The following is an 18,965-nucleotide window of genomic DNA, read 5'->3' as shown; positions in this document are numbered from 1 at the left end:
CACGTGCCTGCTGCGGTCCAGGGTCCCGTTCCTTTCGGATCGCTTTGCCGGATGATCATGTCATCATCGCCGATACTGAAGATCACGGCCGGCAGCCCCCGTGCGGGTGTTCGGCACACCGGATGGACCGAATGGAACCAGTGGACCTCAACGCCGCCGCCGACGCATACGCCGCCACTCCGCTGCTCAACTGCCTGTTGCGGGAAGTGGCCGACGCAGAGCACGGGGAGGTCCACCGGCTGCGCGGGAGCGGACGGCTGCTGCGCGTGCGCGGCGGGCGCCGGCCCACCGAACCCGAACTGGCCACGGAGAACGGCTGGCATCCGCTCACCCACACGGAGCTGGTCAAGCTCACCTCGGACGAACTGCTCCGGTACACGGGCGTCGCCAACGACGAGCTCCCGGGCGAGATCACCGAGAGCCGGGACGCCGTCGAGGCGATCCTGGCCGCGCGGGCCGACGCCGAGGCGCCGCAGGATCCGTACCTCCTTTCGGAGCAGGCCCTGGTGATGGGGCATCCGCACCACCCCGCTCCCAAGGCCCGCGGCGGGGCGCCCGCCGCGAGCTGGCTGCCGTACGCGCCCGAGGCCCACGCCCGCTTCCCGCTGGTCGTCCTGGGGATCCGCGAGGACCAGGTCGCCGAGGAGGGCGGTCGGGCGGCGGCCGACGCGCTCGACGGGCTCGTCGGGATGCTCGACGGCCCGCGCCCCCCGGCCGGCTACCGGGCGCTGCCCGCGCATCCCTGGCAGCTGGACCTGATCGCGGGCGGCCCCGCGCTGCGCGAGGCCTTCGCCGACGGCCGGTTGCTGCGGCTCGGCCCGACGAGGCTCCCGGTGTGGCCCACCGCCTCGATCCGCACCGTCCACGCACCGGACCCGGCCGCGGACCTGTTCGCGAAGTTCAGCCTCGACGTGCGGATCACCAACGACGTGCGCCGGTTGTGGCGCCACGACCTGCTCGGTCTCCGGCGGGTCGACGCCGCCGTCGAGGCCGGGTTCACCGAACTGCGCACGCGCACGGGCTCGAACGCGGTCTGGCTCCGTGACCTGGGCTACCGCACCGCCGCCTTCGCCTTCGAGGAACTCGCGGTGCTGGTCCGCGACGGCCTCCGCGGGACGGTGGTCCCGGGCGCGACGCCACTGCTGGCCGCCGCCCTCGCCGAGGACTTCCCCTGTGGCCCGTCCGCGGGAGCCGTCGAGCCGGACGCGTGGTGGCGGGCCTATCTGCGCCACGTGGTGCCTCCCGTGCTGGACCTGTTCGCCCGGCACGGGATCGTGCTCGAGGCCCACCTCCAGAACTGTCTCGTCGCCGTGGACGACCGGGGCATGCCGGTGCAGGCCCTCTTCCGCGACGCCGAAGGGGTGAAACTCCCCCAGGACATGCCGCGCGAGGCCGCCTGGCAGCGGCTGGTGTACTGCCTGGTCGTCAACCACCTGGCGGAGATCGCGGGCGTCCTGGCGGAACGTCATCCGGGGTTCGCGAGCGCCGTGTGGCCGGCGGTGCGCGAGGAGTTCCTGCGCTTCGACGCCGCGTACGGGCTCCCCGAGATCGCGGAGCTGCTGACCGCATCCGGTCTTCCGGCCAAGACGAACCTGTTGCTGAGGTGGACCCGGGCCGACGGGGCCGACGCGCGCTACCTGCCGCTGCCCAACCCCCTGCGCGGCTGAGGGGGACGGCCCCGCGGAGTGTGATTCGGCCAAGGTCCCGCCGGTCGGCGGCGTACCCGTACCGAAAGGTATAGACCAATGCTACGTTGGTCGGGCAGACCGCGAACTTCTTGACCACCCGTCAGAGGAGAAGCCATGCCCTCCCCCTCACGGGGCGGCGGCCCGGCCGCCACGCCCAAGTACCAGCGGATCGCCGCAGCGCTGCGCGACGAACTGGACCGCACCGACCCGGCCACCGGCGGCGCGAGGTTGCCCTCCGAGCGGAGCCTCGCCGCCCGCTACGGGGTCAACCGGCAAACCGTCCGCGCCGCCCTCCAGGAGCTGCGCGCCGACGGGCTGATCGTGACCGGCCGCCGGGGAACCCGGGCGGCGGGCGCCGTGCCCCCGGACCGGCGGCGCGAGCCGGCGGCTCCCGCGGTGCGCTCGACGTACGTCCCCGAGCGGCAGGCCCTGCCGGCGGGCCCGCCCACGCGCACCCGGCTCACCCTGGTCACGGTGCCGCCCTCGCTCGCCACGCTGCTCGGCATGAGCGGCGGGCAGCGCACCCTGGTCCACCACCACCGCACGTACGGCCCCGCGGGGGAGACGCTCCAGCACGCCGTCACGTACCTCTGCCCGCGCACCGTCGCCCGTATCCCGGAGCTGGCCGGCTACCTCGACCGGGAGGGCGCGCCCCGGGATGAGGACCTGCGACCGCTGGAGCATTGGCTGGAGTGCGCCGCGGCGCGCGGCCGCTCGGCGGAAACCATCACCATGACCCGCACCAGTCCGCCCGCCGCCACGGCCGGTTCGTGCGGCCTGTCCATACGTCGGACCCTGCACGACCCCACCGGCCGGCTCGTCGCCGTCACGGACCTGGCCTTCCCCACCTGGGACCGGCTCACCTTCCACCGCGACCCGGCGGCCATCGGATTCCGCGTCACCTGAGCCCACCCATCACGTGCCGGGCGGCCGTCATCGGGCCGGTACGGATGCGCGGACGAACGGGGCGCGCCTATTCGGCGGCGCGGTCCGGGGTCGTGACGTGGGCGGCGGGGCCGGCGTCGGGTTCCGCGTGCTCCAGGCCCAGGAAGTCCGGCGACCCCGGCTCGGAGCCGTCAGGTCCGTCAGGTCCGGCGGAGCCGTCCTGGTCGTCCAAGGGGTCGGAGTCCTCGTTGTCGGCGTCTTCCGCGGACGACTCCGGGTGGTCCGGTGCGGAGGGGGCGCCCGTGAGCAGGGCGAGGAGGCCGGCCACCTGGACGCCCGCCTCCGCGGGGTGCTTGAAGACGGCGCCCGGGGAGATCTCGTAGCGGTTGCGCCGACCGTCGCGCACGCGGCGCAGGTACCCGTCCGTCTCCAGGTCGGCCACGATCGTCTGCACCGTCCGCTCGGTCAGTACGCACGTCACGGCGACATCCCTCAACCGAACGGCCGGGTCCCGGGCGATGGTCACCAGAACGCGGGCGTGATTCGTTAGGAATGTCCAGTTTTGTCGGCGCGTCATACTCCCCATGGAGTCATGATGCGCCATTTGATTCACGTGACGCAAGACGCGAAACCGTTTTCCGGTGTTTCTTGACGTACGAGCTGAAGAAGGCCAACATCTACGGCAGTCAAGGTCCCGCGCCGCAAGCCGACAAGCCCAAGGAGCGAACCCCATGCCGGTACCCGCCCCCACCACCCTTCCCACCGACCACGCCATCGACACCCGCGCCACCGCCGTCCCCGGCCCCCGCCGGAGCGCCGAGGCCGCGGCCCGCAGTGCGGGCCTGCCCCGGATCGACGAGCCGCGCGAAGTGGCCCCGTCGGACGCGAGGGAGCTGTCGAAGGCGTTCTTCAAGCGTCTGCGCGAGCTTTCCGAGGGCACGCCGGAGTACCAGTACGTCCGCAACACCCTCATCGAGATGAACGCCTCACTCGTCCAGTACGCCGTGCGCCGCTTCCGCGGCCGGGGTGACGGAGGCGACATCGAGGACATCGTCCAGGTCGGCACCATCGGGCTCATCAAGGCCATCGACCGGTTCGACCCGGCCCGCGAGAACGAGTTCTCCACCCTCGCCATGCCGTACATCACGGGCGAGATCAAGCGGCACTTCCGTGACACCAGCTGGGCCGTCCGCGTCCCGCGCCGGCTCCAGGAGCTGCGCATAGACATCGCCAAGGCGAAGGAGGAGCTGACGGTCCGGCTGGACCGTTCGCCGACCGTCTCCGATCTCGCCGCCCACCTCGACCTCACGGACGAGGAGGTCGTCGAGGGCCTGGTCGCCGCCAACGGCCACACCAGCGGCTCCCTCGACGCCCCGCACACCGAGCACGGCGACGGCCCCACCGAGGGCCACACCCTTGCCGACGTCATGGGCGAGGAGGAGCCGGCGATGGAACTCGTCGAGGACATCCAGACCCTGGCCCCGCTGCTCGAACAGCTCACCGACCGCGAGCGCCGGATGCTGCAGATGCGTTTCGGCGAGGAGCTCACGCAGGCCCAGATCGGCGACGCCCTGGGCATTTCCCAGATGCAGGTCTCCCGACTGCTGACCCGCCTCCTGGCCCACCTGCGGACGTCCATGCTGGAGGACCCGGACACGGCGGCGCACCCCGCCCTCGCCGGCCGCTCCTGATTCCTCGCCGCCGAGCCCCAACCGGGCGGGCGTGAGCCGGACCACCGGCCGCCCGCCCCGGCGGCATGTCCGGGACCGGATCCTCCCGACGCCCGCCCGTGAAGGCACGTCGCGGGCGTGAATCACGTCACCCGCCGCCGAGCGCGTGACCCGATGCCCGCCGCTCCGGGAGTGACCCGCGCCACCCGCCGCCCAAGGCCCCGGGCGTGAGCCGGCTCACCCACCCGCCGCCCGCGGCGTGAGGTGGATCACCTCCGCGTTTGCCCGGAGTTCGCCGGGGCAAACGCGCGGCTGGAGCGGAACCATGTACTCCGGCCGATGGGTCGCGGACGTGGCGCGCGGGCAGATCCCGCACAGCTCCCCGCGCCGCCGGAGCCACCGGCGGGACGGATCCGGTACGACCCGCGAGGTGCATGTGTCCACGCTCCAGGCCGAACACGTCTACAAGGTGTTCGGAAGACACCCCGACGAGACCGCGGCAGCGGTCCGCGCGCTCGACCGCGGCGCCGACCGCGACGAACTGCGCGCCGAGGGGACGACGGCAGCCGTGATCGACGCCACCTTCCGCGTCGAGCCCGGCCAGATATTCGTCGTCATGGGCCTGTCGGGATCCGGCAAGTCCACGCTGCTGCGCATGCTCAACGGACTGCTGGAGCCCACCGCGGGTCGCATCCTCTTCGACGGGGAGGACCTCACGGCCCTCTCCCCGCGTGAGCTGCGCCACGTACGCTCCACCAAGATCAGCATGGTCTTCCAGCACTTCGCGCTGTTCCCGCACCGCGACGTCCTCGCCAACGCGGCCTACGGTCTGGAGGTCCAGGGCGTCCCCCGGGCCGAGCGCGAACGGCGCGCCGCCGAGGCGCTGGCGCTGTGCGGGCTCGGCGGCTGGGAGTCGTCCTGGCCCGACGAGCTGTCCGGCGGCATGCAGCAGCGCGTGGGCCTGGCCCGCGCCCTGGCCACCGACGCCGACCTGCTCCTGATGGACGAGTCGTTCAGCGCCCTCGACCCGCTGATCCGCCGTGACATGCAGGACCAGCTCCTCGAACTCCAGAAGCGCCTGAAGAAGACCATCGTCTTCATCACCCACGACCTGAACGAGGCCATGCGGCTCGGCGACGGCATCGCCGTCATGCGCGACGGCCGGATCGTCCAGCAGGGCACGGCCGAGGACATCCTCACCCGCCCCGCCGATGACTACGTCGCCTCCTTCATCCAGGACGTCGACCGCTCCCGCGTCCTCACCGCCGACGCCGTCATGGACGAGGCCCCCGCCGACGCGGACGCCTGCGACTGTCCCACCGTCACCGCGGGCACCCCGCTCGCCGACGTCTGCGCCGTCAGCGCCCGGGTCCCGCACCCGGTCGCGGTGACCGGCGCGGACGGCTCCGTCGTCGGCACCGTGCCCCAGGACCGCCTCATCGCCTTCATGGGTGACGAACAACGGCCCCCGCTGGCCTGCTCGGAGGTGGCCGCCTGATGCCCCGCCTCAACCTCGGCGCCTGGGTCGACAGCGGAGTCGACTGGCTCCAGAGCCACCTGTCCTGGCTGTTCGACGCGATCAGCTCGCTCGTCACCGGCCTCTACGACGGCATCGACGCCGTCCTGTCCGCACCGGCCCCGCTGCTGTTCGCGGGCATCCTCGCCGTCGCCGCCTGGTGGCTGCGCGGACTCCTGGCCGGCCTGCTCGCCTTCGTCGGGTTCGCGCTCGTCGACTCGCTGGGCCTGTGGGACGACGCCATGTCCACCCTGTCCCTGGTCCTCGTCGCCACGTTGGTCACGCTGGCCTTCGCGGTTCCGCTCGGCATCTGGGCGTCCCGCTCCGACCGGGTGAGCGCCGTCCTGCGGCCCGTCCTGGACTTCATGCAGACCATGCCGGCGATGGTGTACCTGATCCCGGGCATCATCTTCTTCGGCGTCGGTGTCGTCCCCGGCATCATCGCGACGATCATCTTCTCGCTGCCGCCCGGCGTACGGATGACCGAGCTCGGCATCCGCCAGGTCGACGCGGAACTCGTCGAGGCCGCCGACGCCTTCGGCACCACCCCGCGCGACACCCTCGTACGGGTCCAGCTCCCGCTGGCCCTGCCCACGATCATGGCGGGCGTCAACCAGGTCATCATGCTCGGCCTGTCCATGGTCGTCATCGCCGGCATGGTCGGTGGCGGCGGCCTCGGCGGCGCCGTCTACCGGGCCATCGGCAACGTGGACATCGGCCTCGGCTTCGAGGCCGGCCTCTCCATCGTCATCCTGGCCATGTACCTGGACCGGATGACCGGAGCCCTCGGCCGTCAGGTCTCCCCGCTCGGCCGGCGCGCCCTGGCACGGGCCCGGGCCGCCGCGAGCGGAGCCTCGAAGCTGTGGAACCACCGCCCGCAGCCGGCCTACGCGGTCACCGCCGCCGTGGTCCTCGCCCTCGTGGCCGGCGGACTGAGCACCTTCGGCGGCTCCACCGCCGAGGACGGCCCCGAAGGCGCCGCCGACATCGGCAAGGGCCGCAAGGTCTCCCTCGGTTACATCCCCTGGGACGAGGGCATCGCCTCCACCTTCCTGTGGAAGGAACTGCTGGAGCAGCGCGGCTTCAAGGTCGACGCCCGCCAGCTGGAGGCCGGCGCGCTCTACACCGGCCTCGCCGGAGGCCAGATCGACTTCCAGACCGACTCCTGGCTGCCGGTCACCCACGCCTCGTACATGGAGAAGTACGGCAACAAGCTGGAGGACCTCGGCTCCTGGTACGGCCCCACCTCGCTGGAGCTGTCCGTGCCCTCGTACGTGAAGGACGTCCGCTCCCTCGCGGACCTCAAGGGCAAGTCCGCGCAGTTCAAGGGCCGCATCATCGGCATCGAGCCGAGCGCCGGCGCCATGGGCATCCTCAAGGACAAGGTCCTGAAGGAGTACGGGCTGGAGGGCGAGTACCAGGTCGTCGACGGCTCCACCCCCGGCATGCTCGCCGAACTCAAGCGGGCCTACGACAAGAAGGAACCCGTCGTGACCGTGCTCTGGTCCCCGCACTGGGCCTACTCCTCCTACGAGCTGACCAAGCTGGAGGACCCCCAGGGCGTCTGGGGCAAGGGCGACGGCATCCACACCCTGGCCCGCAAGGGCTTCGCCGCCGATGAGCCCGAGATCGCGCGCTGGCTGCGTTCCTTCAAGCTCACCGAGGAGCAGCTCACCGGCCTCGAGGCGAAGATCCAGGAAACCGGCAAGGGCAAGGAACAGCAGGCGGTCCGCGCCTGGCTGACGGACCACCCGGAGATCGCCGCGCTGAAGTGAGCGCGCGGGGCGCCGGCGCGCACGGGACCGTACGGGTCCCCGCGCGCCGGCGCCTCCCGCATCGGGCCGCTGCCCCGGCCTCCCATTCGGATCCCGCCTGATCCGCTCAGGATCCGAACGAGACGCCCTGACCCACCGGGACCCGCTCCACCGGAGCGGCCCCGGCGGGCGGGGCGGCGGCCCGCGGTGTCACCGGCCACCACGTGGACCGGCCCAGCAGCGCGGTCACGGCGGGGACCAGCACGATCGACAGCACGAACGCGGACAGCAGGATCCCCACCGCCGTGGCGAAGCCGATCTGTTGCGTCCCCGGCTGCGGGCTCACCGCCAGGCTCCCGAAGGACGCGGCCAGCACCAGGCCCGCCGTGGCGACGGCCGGAGCGGTGTGCCGCACGGCGCGGGCCACCGCCGCACGGGCGGAGCCGGGCTTGCCCATCTCCTCCCGGATCCGGTCGCCGATCAGGATGTTGTAGTCGGTGCCGAGCGCCACCACGAACAGGAACAGCACCAGCGGCAGGGTGAAGTCCACTCCCGGCCGTCCCAGTCCGTGCTGGAACACCAGCGTCGAGGCCCCCAGGGTCGCGGCGAAACCGAGCCCGACCGCGATCATCAGCACCACCGGCGCGAGCAGGCTCCGCAGCAGCACGAGCAGGATGATCCCGATCAGGACCGCCGCCACCGGGAAGATCACTTTGAGGTCCTCGTCCACCGCCACCGCGATGTCGGCGAAGATGGCGGCCGTGCCCCCGACGTGCACCTCGGTACCCGCCGGCAGGTTCGCCCGTACCGTCTCGCGGACCGGACCCGAGACCAGGTCACGGGCTTCCTGCGTACCCGACCCGGCCGTCAGCGACAGGTCGATGCGGGCGGCGCCCCGGTCCTCGCTCAGCACCGTCGGCGCGACCCGGCCCACGCCGGGCACCTTCGCCAGCGCCCCGGCGAGAGCGGACAGCCGCTCGGCGCTCAAGGGGACCCCGTCCTCGGCGGAGACGAACACGCCCGTCGGATCCGAGACCCCGGCGGGCAGGGACCGGGCGATCTCCCGCGCCGTCTCCACGGCGCCCGTACGCTCGCCGCCCGCGCCGCCCTGCCCGTAGTCCATGCGCATCCCGGTCAACCCCGCCGCGAGCGCCCCGAGCAGCGCCACCGAGGCGAGCGCCAGGGCCAACGGACGCCGTGCCACCAGAGCGCCGAGCCGTCCGGCCGCGCCGGCGGGGGGCTCGTGCCGCAGCGAACGGGAAGGCCAGAACATCCCGCGCCCGGTGACGGCGAGCAGCGCGGGCATCAGCGTCAGACTGCCCAGCAGCATCACCAGTACGGACACCGCGATGGCGGGACCCAGCACCCGGAACTGGCCGAAGGAGGCGATGCCGAGCGTGGCGAACGCGGCCACGATCGTCAGCGCCGCCGAGGTCACGGCCGTACCCACCCGGCCCGCGACCTCCCGCGCGGCGTCGCGGCCCGACTGCTCCGGGTGGGCGCGCAACCGTTCGCGGAAGCGGAACAGCAGGAAGAGGAAGTAGTCGATCCCGATGCCCACGAGCACCACGCTGATCAGCCCCGGGGTGGAAGGGGCCAGCCGGATGCCCGTCAGCATGGACGCGCCGACGACCACTCCCGTCGCCGCGCCGCCGATGACGGCCACCGCCACCAGCGGGAGCAGCGCTGCCGCCGGGCTGCGGAACACCAGCACGTGCAGCAGCACGATCAGCCCCGTCATCACCGCCCCGACGACCGTCGTACGCGTCTTCTCCGCGTCGGCCGTGTCCACGCCGGTGGCCGGCCCGCCGGTGAATCCGGTGCGCAGGCCCACCTCCCGGAAGGCGTCTCGGGTGTGCTCCCGGAAGGCCCGGTAGGTGTCCTGCACCCCCGGATCCGCCGGATTGCCCTCCAACTCCACGGACAGCAGCCGGAAGGCGCGGTCCGGCGCCGTCAGGCGCCCGCCGAACACGGGCACCTGCGAATGGTCCTGCGCCAGCGGCATCGTGTCCTCGGTGACGGGCATCGCGACGCGCTCGCGCGCCAGTTGGTCCGCCACCTCGTCCACGCGCCGCTCGTCGGCGGCGGAGAGCGCGGCCCCGTCACCCCGCGCCACCAGCACCGTCAGCGGGTCGGAGTCGGGACGCACCCCGAAACTCTCCTCGGCGATCTTCAGCGCGGCCGCCGAATCGTAGTGCGCGGGCAGGAAGTCGCCGTTGCCCGTCTGGGTGGCGCGGAAGACGAACGCCTGGCCCATGACGGTCAGTGCGATGCCCAGCACCGCCCACAGGGCTATCACCTTCCACGGATTCCTCGTCGAGCATTCCGTCAGGGCGCGGATCACTTTTCTCCTCCGGTCCGTACGACTGAGCCGGAGCACCCGGCCGGTCCCCCCAAGACCATCAGCGGACGGGGCCGTGGGCGTCCGGGCGCAGGAGGATCTCCCCACCGGGACCAGGGTCGTGCCGACCGCCGCGACCAGGACCGGGGTCCTGGTCGCGGACCCGACCCCGGGCCGGTGGGCGACGCCGCGGCCGGTGCCAGAATGGATCCACGGATTCCGGCCGCGACGGGCCCGGCACCGGCCGGGCGCCCGCGGCCCGTGGGGGAGGACCCGACAGATGAGCACGAGCACCGGCAAGCCGGCGTGGACGCGCAACGACGCCCTGGTGGCGGTGGGCGCCGCAGCCGGCGACCTGCTGGGCTTCTCCGTCACCAGCCAGTTCGACGGCAACCCCCTCGGAATCCCCGCGGCGTTCGCCCTGGTCCTCTCCGGACTGACCCTGATCCTCCGTCACCGTCACCCGGTCCTCGTCCTCACGGCCGTCCTCGCCCTCGGCGTGGTGGTGAACACGGCCGGGCCGGTCTCACCGCACTTCGGCCTCGGCCTGGTCATCGCCCTGTACACGGTGGCCCGCAGCCGCCGGCCCGCCGTGGTGGCCGTGGCGGGCCTGGTGGCCGTCCCGGTGCCCTCGATGGGCCAGGGCGGGATGTTGCTGCCCGGAGGGTGGGGAGTGCTCGCCAACGCGGTCGCCGCCGCCATCGTCATCGGGGCCGCCTTGGTGATGAACCACCGGCAGCGCGAGGCAGAGGCCCACCGCGCACTGCACGCCGAGCGTGCGCTCGCCGAGGAACGTCGGCGCATCGCCCGGGAACTGCACGACATCGTCGCCCATCACATCACCACCATGCAGTTGATGGCCGGCGGTGCGCGGGCCAACCTCGCGCACGACCCCGAGGTCGCCCGCGAGGCCCTGATCACCCTGGAGGGCTCCGGGCGGATGGCCCTGAGCGAGATGCGCCAACTGCTCGACGTCCTGCGGGCCGGTGAGGAACCGGAAGCGGGCCTGCCCGCCCCGCAGCCGGGGGCCGATGACCTGGCCCGGATCGTCACCGAGGCCCGGCTCGCCGGCATGGACACCGAGCTCACCGTCGACGGAACCGTACGCCCGCTGCCGCCGACCGTCGGCCTGACCGTGTTCCGGGTCGTGCAGGAGGGCCTGACCAACGCCCGCAAGCACGCCGGGAACTCCCGGGCCCGGGTACGGCTGACGTACCGCCCCGACGAGGTCACCGTCGAGGTCCGCGACGACGGCAGGGGGCGGGGCGAGGGAGAGGGGAGCGGCCCGGGTACGAGCCGCGGCCCGGGCACCGCGGTCGGCCGGCGCACCGCGCCCTCGCGGGCGCCGGGACGCGGCGGGTACGGTCTGATCGGAATGCGTGAACGCGTCGCCCTGCAGGGCGGCACCCTGGAGGCCGCCCCGCTGGACGAGGGCGGGTTCCGGGTCGCGGCCCGGCTCCCGGTGGCACCCGGAGCGGGCGCCGCCGAAGGAGAGGAACGCCACCGATGATCCGCGTGCTCATCGCCGACGACCAACCGCTGGTGCGGCGGGGCCTGGCCCTGATCCTGGCCCCCGAGCCGGACGTCGAGGTCGTCGGCGAGGCCGAAAACGGCGCCGAGGCCGTCGATCTCGCCCTGCGCCTGGAGCCCGACGTGGTCGTCATGGACATCCGGATGCCGGTCCTCGACGGCGTATGGGCCACCGAACGGCTGGCCGCCGCCCGGCCCGGCTCCCGCGTCCTGGCCCTCAGCACGTTCGACATGGACGAGTACGTGGTCGCCGCGCTGCGCGCCGGGGCCTACGGCTTCCTGCCCAAGGACGTGTCCCCGGAAGAGTTGATCGCAGCCGTCCGCACCGTCCACGCGGGCGAGGCCGTCGTCGCCCCCCGGCTCCTGACCCGGCTGATCTCCACCTACGTACGGGTCCCCGCGCGCGAGCCCCGGGCCGTCCCGGACGCGCCCACCGGCCTCACCCCCCGCGAGCTGGAGATCTGGCGTCTGCTCGCCCGCGGCCTCGACAACGCCGCGATCGCCACCGAACTGGACATCAGCGTCTCCACCGTCAAGAACCACATCACCGGCATCTTCGGCAAGCTGGGCGTCCGCGACCGCGCCCAGGCGGTGATCGCCGCCTACGAGTCGGGACTGGTCGAGGCCGACCGGAGGACCACTTGATCACCATGTGCCCCGGAGGACCCGAATCCGTCCGGGGCCCAAACCGCTGACCAGCGAAAACACTGGATGATTCGCCCGTGCGGAGGAGGGGCCGCGCATGGCACAGTGCCAGGAGCACAACCGTCGTACCAGGGAGCCGCCATGCGTGACCCGCACTCCATGCCGTCGGTCCTCACGGCCGCGCCCGAGCGGCGGACCCGGCCGAGCCCGCTGCCCGACTGCCCGGTGTGCGTCGAGGTGCCGGAGCGGATCTCCTGGCGCCAACGGCCCGGCGAACCCGTCGTCCTGGTCTTCGAGCCCTGCGGACACCGCCATACCTCACCGGCGCCGCCCGTCCTCGCGGTCACCCCGCCCCCGCCGTTCCCGCACTGAGCTCGGCGGCGACCCGCGGCGCGAACTCCCCCTGCCCGAGGACCTCGATCCCCGCCGCCACCGTCCGACCGGCCGGCGGCCCGGCGACCTCGTCGGGGGAGGTCGGGTCGGCGTGTTGCGGATAGTTGGCCTCGTAGGCCCGGATCAGGGACACGAGCAGGTCGAAGGAGGCGTCGTCGAGCCGGGATTCGCCCGAGCCGTAGTGCGCGGCGGACGCCCGGAGGACCGTGGCGATGGCGTCGGCGTGCTCGTCACGGTCGGCCGGGTCGGGAGCGGTGTCGATCGTCATGCCGTGATGGTGGCGCAGCGGTCCGACAATCGGCCCCCGCCGCCGTGGTGCCCCTGGTCCGCGGGGCGTGCCGGGCCCTCGTATCGTGTACGCGAGCCGCTCACCGGCGCGGCAGGAGACGGAGAACCCCTGATGGACGTGCAGCACTTCGAGCGGATCACCGCGTTCATCGAGGCGCGGCTGACGCCGCTGTTCGACGCGGAGACCGGAAGTGAGGGCGGTTTCGCGATGGACGACACCTCCCGGGCCCTGCGCGCCCTGCGCAACAGCGTCCTGGAGGCCTCCGCGGTGAAGGGCCTCATCGAGAAGCGCGAGACGGCCGAGCCGCGGGTCCGTAACGTCATCGACCAGTCGGTGGAACACCACTGGGACGTGCTGCGCGGCATCGCCCGCCAGTGGGAGGACCACGCCGACTTCCGTCGCGAGTTCAAGCGCCACGCCTGGGAGCTCGACGAGGCCCCCGCCCAGGTCTGAGACCGCGATGACGGGACCCCCGGACGCAAGGCGTCCGGGGGTCCCGTCGCGGGGCCGTCACCACGGGGCCGTCACTTGCTGGGGGCGCCGCCGATCAGGTAGTCGACGCGGCGCCGTAGACCGCTCCAGCGCCGGTCGTGCCGGTACGCGCGCCTCATCGTGCGGGCCCGCGCCTTCGGCCGGCGCCGGTAGAAGCGACGGGCCCACGGGGACACCGGGCGGGCCAGCCGCGTCGCCGCGACCAGGGCGATCAGCGGCACCACCGCCCCGAGCACGGCCATCCGGGGTTTGCCCTTGAAGAGCGCCACCACGGCCAACAGGAGGTTGAGCACCACCGTCGACACCAGCGTCATCCGGCTCTGCTTCTCGTCCGGCGTGAGCCCGTCCACGCCGAGCGGCAGGAACCCGCAGAGCAGCAGCGAGGCGAGGGCCGTGGTCAGGATGACCACCTCGATGCTGATCGTGCCCTCCTTGCTCCAGTAGACGTCGCTCAGGTGCAGGATCAGCGCGAATTCGTCCAGGACGAGTCCCGTTCCCATCCCGAAGAGCACGGCGGCGAGCGCCGACCCCCAGCCCGTGCGGCCGCCCCCGATCGCGGTGAACCCGCCGACCGTCATCAGCACCACGCCGGGTACGGCGTGGTGGACGTGCAGACCACCCGGCGTGACGTTGCGGAAGGGGCCCTTGCCGGCCCGGATCATCCGGGTGATGACACGGGTGATCGTGAACGTCAGCACGAAGGCGGACAGCGCCAGCAACAGGGGCAGCTTGCCCGGTTCGAGGATGTTTCGGTACCACCAGTCACCCATGCCGTCACCCTCCCGGGCAGGGTGCGCGCCCGCATCGCGGAAGCCGCCGTTCGGGCGCGCCGTGTGAGGACCGTTGACAAACCGGTGACCTGATAGAAACCTGTGACCCTGATCCACGCAAAGAATCAACTGGATTCCTCAAAATCTTGCGCAGAGGTCGAGATTAATCGGCAGGTCCTCGCCCCACCCTTCTGGAACAGAGGCCCCCATGAGATGGAAACAACACGGCCGCACGCTCGTAGGCGGCCTGCTGCTCGGCGCCCTGACCGCCCTCGGACCGACCCCCGGGGGCGCCGCCGCCGCACCCTCCGCACCCGCCGCGGGCACGGTCAACCTCGCCCTGGGGCGAGCCGCCACCGCGGGCGGATCCCTCGGCGGCTACCCCGCGACCGCCGTCACCGACGGCAGCCAACAGACGTACTGGGAGGGGCCCGCGGGCGCTTTCCCGCAGTGGCTCCAGATCGACCTCGGAGCCACCACCACCGTGGACGAGGTGGTGCTGAAACTGCCCTCCGCCTGGGAACGCCGCACCCAGACGCTGAGCCTCCAGAGCAGCGCCGACGGCGCGACCTTCACCACGCTCGCCGCCTCCGCCCCCAAGGTCTTCGACCCCGCGCAGGCCAACAAGGTGTCCCTCGGCCTCGGCTCGGCGCCCGCCCGCTACCTCCGGGTCAACGTCGCCGCCAACAGCGGCTGGAACGCCGCCCAGATATCCGAGTTCGAGATCTACGGGGCGAGCGACCCCGGTGACCCGGGCGATCCCGGCGACCCGCCCCCGACCGGCACCAACCTGGCCCGGGGCAAGCCCATCGAGGCCACCTCCACCACCCAGTCCTACGTCGCCCCGAACGCCAACGACGACAGCCTGAGCACGTACTGGGAAGCCGCCGGGCAGAGCTCGTCGCTGACCGTCCACCTCGGGGCCAACGCGGACCTCGCCGGCGTGGTCGTACGGCTCAACCCCGACGCGGCCTGGGCGCCGCGGACCCAGAACTTCGAGGTCCTCGGCCGTGAGCAGGCCGGCTCCGCGTTCACCACCCTGCGCGCCCGCGCCGACCACGCCTTCAGCCCCGGGGCGAACGGCAACACGGTGACCGTGCCGGTCAGCGGCCGCTTCGCGGACGTCCAGCTGCGGTTCCACGGCAACACCGGCGCCCCCGGCGCCCAGGTCGCCGAGCTCCAGGTCGTCGGAACGGGCGCCCCCAACCCCGACCTGACCCTCACCGACCTGACCTGGTCACCGTCGGCGCCCTCCGAAACGGACGCCGTCACGGTGAACACGACCGTCCGCAACGCGGGCAACGCCCCTGCCGCCGCGACCACCGTACGGATCAGCCTGGAGGGCGTCGTCGCGGGCAGCGCCCCCGTCGCCGCGCTGGCTGCGGGAGCCTCCGTCACGGTGCCGGTCGCCGTCGGCAAGCGCCCTGTCGGCCGCTACACGGTGTCCGCCGCCGTCGACCCCGAGGACACCGTCGCCGAGTCGGACGACAGCAACAACAGCCGCAGCGGCGCCGGCCCGCTGGTGGTCGGCCAGAGCCCCGGCCCCGACCTGGAGGTCACCGGGATCACCCCCGACCCGGCCACCCCGGCCGTCGGAGCCAAGGTGACGTTCACCGCGGCCGTACACAACCGCGGCACCGCCCCGGCGCCCGCCAGCGTCACCCGGCTCACGGCCGGCGCCGTCACCCTGAACGGGAACACCCCGGTCGTACCCGCCGGCGCCACCGTCACCGTCGCGCTCGACGGCAGCTGGACCGCGACCGGCGGCGGCGCGACCCTGACCGCCACCGCCGACGCGACGGGCGTCGTCGCCGAGACCAACGAGAACAACAACGTCCACTCCCGCTCGATCGTGGCCGGCCGCGGCGCCGCCGTCCCGTACACCGAGTACGAGGCGGAGGCCGCCCGCCACACGGGGACCCTGCTGCGGAGCGACCCCGAGCGGACCTTCGGCCACACCAACTTCGCCACCGAATCCTCCGGTCGCGCCTCCGTCCGGCTCTCCGCGACCGGCCAGTACGTGGAGTTCACCTCCACCAACCAGGCGAACTCCATCGTCGTGCGCAACTCCGTGCCCGACGCCCCGGCCGGCGGCGGAGCCACGGCCGGCCTCAGCCTCTACGTCGACGGCACCTTCGTCCGGAAGATCGACCTGTCGTCCAAGCACAGCTGGCTGTACGGCGCCACCGACAGCCCGGAAGGCCTCACGAACACCCCCCAGGGCGACGCCCGCCGGTTGTTCGACGAGTCCCACGCCCTGCTGGAGCGCAGCTACCCGCCGGGGACGAAGTTCCGGCTCCAGCGGGACGCCGGCGACAACGCCGCCTACCAGATCGTCGACCTGATCGACCTGGAACAGGTCGCCCCGCCGACCGCCAAGCCCGCCGAATGCACCTCCATCACCGCCTACGGGGCCGTCCCCAACGACGGCATCGACGACACGGACGCCCTCCAGCGCGCCGTCACCGACGACCAGAACGGCCGCATCGACTGCGTGTGGATCCCGGCCGGTCAGTGGCGTCAGGAACAGAAGATCCTCACCGACGACCCGCTGAACCGGGGCCAGTTCAACCAGGTCGGCATCCGTGACGTCACCGTCCGCGGCGCCGGAATGTGGCACTCCCAGCTCTACACGCTCACCCCGCCCCACCAGGCCGGCGGCATCAACCACCCGCACGAGGGCAACTTCGGCTTCGACATCGACGAGAACACCCGGATCTCCGACATCGCCATCTTCGGCTCCGGCACCATCCGCGGCGGCGACGGCAACGCCGAGGGCGGTGTGGCCCTCAACGGCCGCTTCGGCAGGAACACCAAGATCACGAACGTGTGGATCGAGCACGCCAACGTGGGCGCCTGGGTCGGTCGTGACTACGACAACATCCCCGAACTCTGGGGACCGGGCGACGGCGTCGAGTTCAGCGGCGTCCGGATCCGCGACACGTACGCGGACGGGGTGAACTTCGCCAACGGAACGAAGAACTCCACCGTCTTCAACTCCTCGTTCCGCAACACCGGCGACGACGCCCTCGCCGTGTGGTCCAGCCGCTACGTGAAGAACACGGCCGTCGACATCGGCCACGACAACCACTTCCGCAACAACACCATCCAGCTGCCCTGGCGCGCCAACGGCATCGCCGTCTACGGCGGGTACGGCAACACGATCGAGAACAACCTGGTCTCCGACACCATGAACTACCCGGGCATCATGCTCGCCACCGACCACGACCCGCTGCCGTTCTCCGGGCAGACCCTGATCGCGAACAACGGCCTCCACCGCACGGGCGGCGCCTTCTGGGGCGAGGCCCAGGAGTTCGGCGCGATCACCCTCTTCGCCTCGGGCCAGGACATCCCCGGGGTGACCATCCGCGACACCGACATCAGCGACTCCACCTACGACGGGATCCAGTTCAAGTCCGGCGGCGGCAGCGTGCCGAACGCCGTGATCGACAAGGTCCGCATCGACCGGTCGAACAACGGAGCCGGCATCCGGGCCCACGGCGGCGCCCGCGGCAGCGCCACCCTCACCGGTGTGACCATCACCGGATCGGCCGACGGCGACGTCCTGGTCGAGCCGGGATCACAGTTCGTGATCCGCGGCTCGGCCGGGTAGCGGACGCCCGCGGGGGACCCGGGTCAGGCCACCGCGCCGCTCGGGTCCTCCCGCCGGGTCGCCCCTTCCCGGGCGGCCCGGCGGCGCAGCGCGTCCTCGTCGGTCTCGGCGTCGTACGAGATCAGCTTGGGCAGCAGCGCCGCCAGCACGGCCACCGACGCCACGCAGGCCAGCCCGCCGCTCCAGAAGGCCGGCCGGGTCCCGGTCCACCCGGCCATGGTGCCCGCCCGGACCTGGCCGAGCTGCGGACCGACGCTGTACGAGAGCACCTCGATCCCGGCGAGCCGTCCCCGCAGCTCCTCGGGGATCGTCTGGTTCCAGATCGTCGCCCGGCCCAGCCCGCTCAGCATGTCGCCCGCTCCGGCCACCGCCAGGCAGGCCAGCACGATCCAGATGCCGGAGAACCAGCCCGCCGCGGCGATCGCCAGCCCCCAGACGGCGGCCCCGAAGACCACGAGGAGCCCGTGCCGGCGCACCCGCGACACCCAGCCGCTGGTCATGCCCAGGAGCAGGGAGCCCACCGCGCCGGCGGCGTACATGAGACCGAGCGCCCACACCGCGTCGAGCTCGTCCGCGAGGAAGGGGAGGATCGCGTTCGGGAAGGCGAAGAACATCGCCGCCAGGTCCACCGCGTACGTGCCGAGCAGCACCGGCCGGCTCCACGCGTACCGCGCGCCCTCCCCGATGGCCCGCAGGGACGGCCGTACGGCGCCCCCCACCGGCGGCGCCGGCCGCAGCCGCAGGCACAGCAGCACCGACACGAGGAAGCCCGCCACCGTCACCGCGTACGCGGGGGCGTATCCGGCCCAGGCGACGACCACACCGGCCAGAGCCGGCCCGGCGATCGCCCCGAACTGGTAGCGGAGCCCGTTGAGCGCGGCGGCCGCGGACAACTGGTCGTGCGGCACGATCCGCGCCATCAGCGAGTCCAGCGCCGGCCGCTGGAGACCGGTCAGCGCCGACACGCCGGCCGCCACCACGTACAGCGGCCACAGCAACGGATCCGGCAGCAGCGCGTTGACCAGCAGGATCAGAGCAAGCAGCCCCAGCCCGGCCTCGGTCAGCAGGATCAGCCGCCGCCGGTCGACCGCGTCGGCCAGCGCGCCCCCGTACAGCCCGCAGACCACCAGCGGAACGAGTTCGACGGCGCCCATGGCCCCGACCGCGAGCGGCGAGTCCGTCAGGTGCTTGATCTGGAGCGGCAGCGCGATCATCGCCATGAACGACCCGAAGAACGTCACGGTGCCTTGGTAGAAGAGCAACCGGAAGTCGCGGCTCGACCGCCAGGGGGCGAGATCGGGCAGCACGGCGCTCAAACGGGAAGTACTCACGACGCGCCATCGTCCGTCTCCCGAGGCGCGTCGGCAACGCATTTTCTC

General features: G+C 72.6%; 14 protein-coding genes and 1 pseudogene. 10 read left to right on the top strand and 5 right to left on the bottom strand.

What is annotated here, in order from left to right; all coding sequences use genetic code 11:
* The first annotated feature begins 122 nt into the window (after nucleotides 1-122).
* Nucleotides 123-1,667 carry an IucA/IucC family protein gene (locus tag ACFY0I_RS04650; RefSeq protein WP_388890083.1) on the top strand — a complete coding sequence of 515 codons (1,545 nt, stop codon included), beginning with the start codon at nucleotides 123-125 and terminating at the stop codon, nucleotides 1,665-1,667.
* Between the two features lie 135 nt (nucleotides 1,668-1,802).
* A complete protein-coding gene (locus ACFY0I_RS04645) occupies nucleotides 1,803-2,594 on the top strand; it encodes a GntR family transcriptional regulator (protein WP_388890081.1) in 792 nt (263 codons plus the stop codon).
* 283 nt (nucleotides 2,595-2,877) lie between these two features.
* On the opposite strand, the pseudogene ACFY0I_RS04640 reads toward ACFY0I_RS04645, so the two are convergent.
* Nucleotides 2,878-3,159, bottom strand: a pseudogene (locus ACFY0I_RS04640) (MarR family transcriptional regulator); the annotation flags it as partial.
* A 145-nt stretch (nucleotides 3,160-3,304) separates the two neighbouring features.
* Between ACFY0I_RS04640 and ACFY0I_RS04635 the strand changes: the two are divergent.
* From ACFY0I_RS04635 to ACFY0I_RS04625, 3 genes are all read left to right on the top strand, one after another.
* Nucleotides 3,305-4,264, top strand: coding sequence for a SigB/SigF/SigG family RNA polymerase sigma factor (locus ACFY0I_RS04635; protein WP_388890079.1), 960 nt, complete (start codon nucleotides 3,305-3,307; stop codon nucleotides 4,262-4,264).
* 415 nt (nucleotides 4,265-4,679) lie between these two features.
* The gene (locus ACFY0I_RS04630; protein ID WP_388890671.1) at nucleotides 4,680-5,741 is read left to right on the top strand and encodes a glycine betaine/L-proline ABC transporter ATP-binding protein; all 1,062 of its coding nucleotides are present in this window, start codon (nucleotides 4,680-4,682) and stop codon (nucleotides 5,739-5,741) included.
* Nucleotides 5,741-7,534 carry an ABC transporter permease/substrate binding protein gene (locus tag ACFY0I_RS04625; RefSeq protein ID WP_388890076.1) on the top strand — a complete coding sequence of 598 codons (1,794 nt, stop codon included), beginning with the start codon at nucleotides 5,741-5,743 and terminating at the stop codon, nucleotides 7,532-7,534. Before ACFY0I_RS04630 ends, ACFY0I_RS04625 begins: the two co-directional genes overlap by 1 nt.
* A 106-nt stretch (nucleotides 7,535-7,640) precedes the next feature.
* On the opposite strand, the gene ACFY0I_RS04620 is transcribed toward ACFY0I_RS04625, so the two are convergent.
* Entirely contained in the window at nucleotides 7,641-9,812 is a 2,172-nt protein-coding gene (locus ACFY0I_RS04620) for an MMPL family transporter (RefSeq protein ID WP_388890073.1), read from the bottom strand.
* Nucleotides 9,813-10,134: 322 nt separating this feature from the next.
* On the opposite strand from ACFY0I_RS04620, the gene ACFY0I_RS04615 reads away from it, so the two are divergent.
* The 3 genes from ACFY0I_RS04615 to ACFY0I_RS04605 all read left to right on the top strand — a co-directional run bounded on the left by ACFY0I_RS04615 (nucleotide 10,135) and on the right by ACFY0I_RS04605 (nucleotide 12,401).
* Complete coding sequence (locus tag ACFY0I_RS04615; RefSeq protein ID WP_388890071.1) at nucleotides 10,135-11,364, top strand: sensor histidine kinase; 1,230 nt, start codon at nucleotides 10,135-10,137, stop codon at nucleotides 11,362-11,364.
* A complete protein-coding gene (locus tag ACFY0I_RS04610; protein ID WP_388890069.1) occupies nucleotides 11,361-12,029 on the top strand; it encodes a response regulator in 669 nt (222 codons plus the stop codon). The genes ACFY0I_RS04615 and ACFY0I_RS04610 overlap by 4 nt, the downstream gene beginning before the upstream one ends.
* A gap of 141 nt (nucleotides 12,030-12,170) precedes the next feature.
* A complete protein-coding gene (locus ACFY0I_RS04605) occupies nucleotides 12,171-12,401 on the top strand; it encodes a hypothetical protein (protein WP_388890066.1) in 231 nt (76 codons plus the stop codon).
* Here ACFY0I_RS04605 and ACFY0I_RS04600 read toward each other — a convergent pair.
* Nucleotides 12,373-12,690, bottom strand: coding sequence for a hypothetical protein (locus tag ACFY0I_RS04600; RefSeq protein ID WP_388890064.1), 318 nt, complete (start codon nucleotides 12,688-12,690; stop codon nucleotides 12,373-12,375). The genes ACFY0I_RS04605 and ACFY0I_RS04600 overlap by 29 nt on opposite strands.
* A 132-nt stretch (nucleotides 12,691-12,822) precedes the next feature.
* Here ACFY0I_RS04600 and ACFY0I_RS04595 point away from each other — a divergent pair, with 132 nt between their 5' ends.
* Nucleotides 12,823-13,164 (top strand): hypothetical protein, encoded by a 342-nt coding sequence (locus ACFY0I_RS04595; protein WP_388890062.1) that lies wholly within the window; start codon nucleotides 12,823-12,825, stop codon nucleotides 13,162-13,164.
* Nucleotides 13,165-13,235: 71 nt separating this feature from the next.
* Here the strand turns inward: ACFY0I_RS04595 and ACFY0I_RS04590 are convergent, their stop codons facing one another.
* Nucleotides 13,236-13,973 (bottom strand): hypothetical protein, encoded by a 738-nt coding sequence (locus tag ACFY0I_RS04590; protein ID WP_388890060.1) that lies wholly within the window; start codon nucleotides 13,971-13,973, stop codon nucleotides 13,236-13,238.
* A 208-nt stretch (nucleotides 13,974-14,181) separates the two neighbouring features.
* On the opposite strand from ACFY0I_RS04590, the gene ACFY0I_RS04585 reads away from it, so the two are divergent.
* Nucleotides 14,182-17,586, top strand: a complete 3,405-nt coding sequence (locus ACFY0I_RS04585; RefSeq protein ID WP_388890057.1) for a CARDB domain-containing protein — start codon at nucleotides 14,182-14,184, stop codon at nucleotides 17,584-17,586.
* 23 nt (nucleotides 17,587-17,609) lie between these two features.
* Here the strand turns inward: ACFY0I_RS04585 and ACFY0I_RS04580 are convergent, their stop codons facing one another.
* Nucleotides 17,610-18,917 carry an MFS transporter gene (locus ACFY0I_RS04580; RefSeq protein ID WP_388890055.1) on the bottom strand — a complete coding sequence of 436 codons (1,308 nt, stop codon included), beginning with the start codon at nucleotides 18,915-18,917 and terminating at the stop codon, nucleotides 17,610-17,612.
* Nucleotides 18,918-18,965 lie beyond the last annotated feature (48 nt).

The sequence above is a fragment of the Streptomyces sp. NPDC001568 genome (assembly GCF_042893755.1).
In the GTDB taxonomy this organism is placed as follows: Bacteria; Actinomycetota; Actinomycetes; order Streptomycetales; family Streptomycetaceae; genus Streptomyces.
The sequence above is the reverse complement of the archived record's forward strand: the minus strand, read 5'-3'. Positions and strand labels throughout refer to the sequence as shown.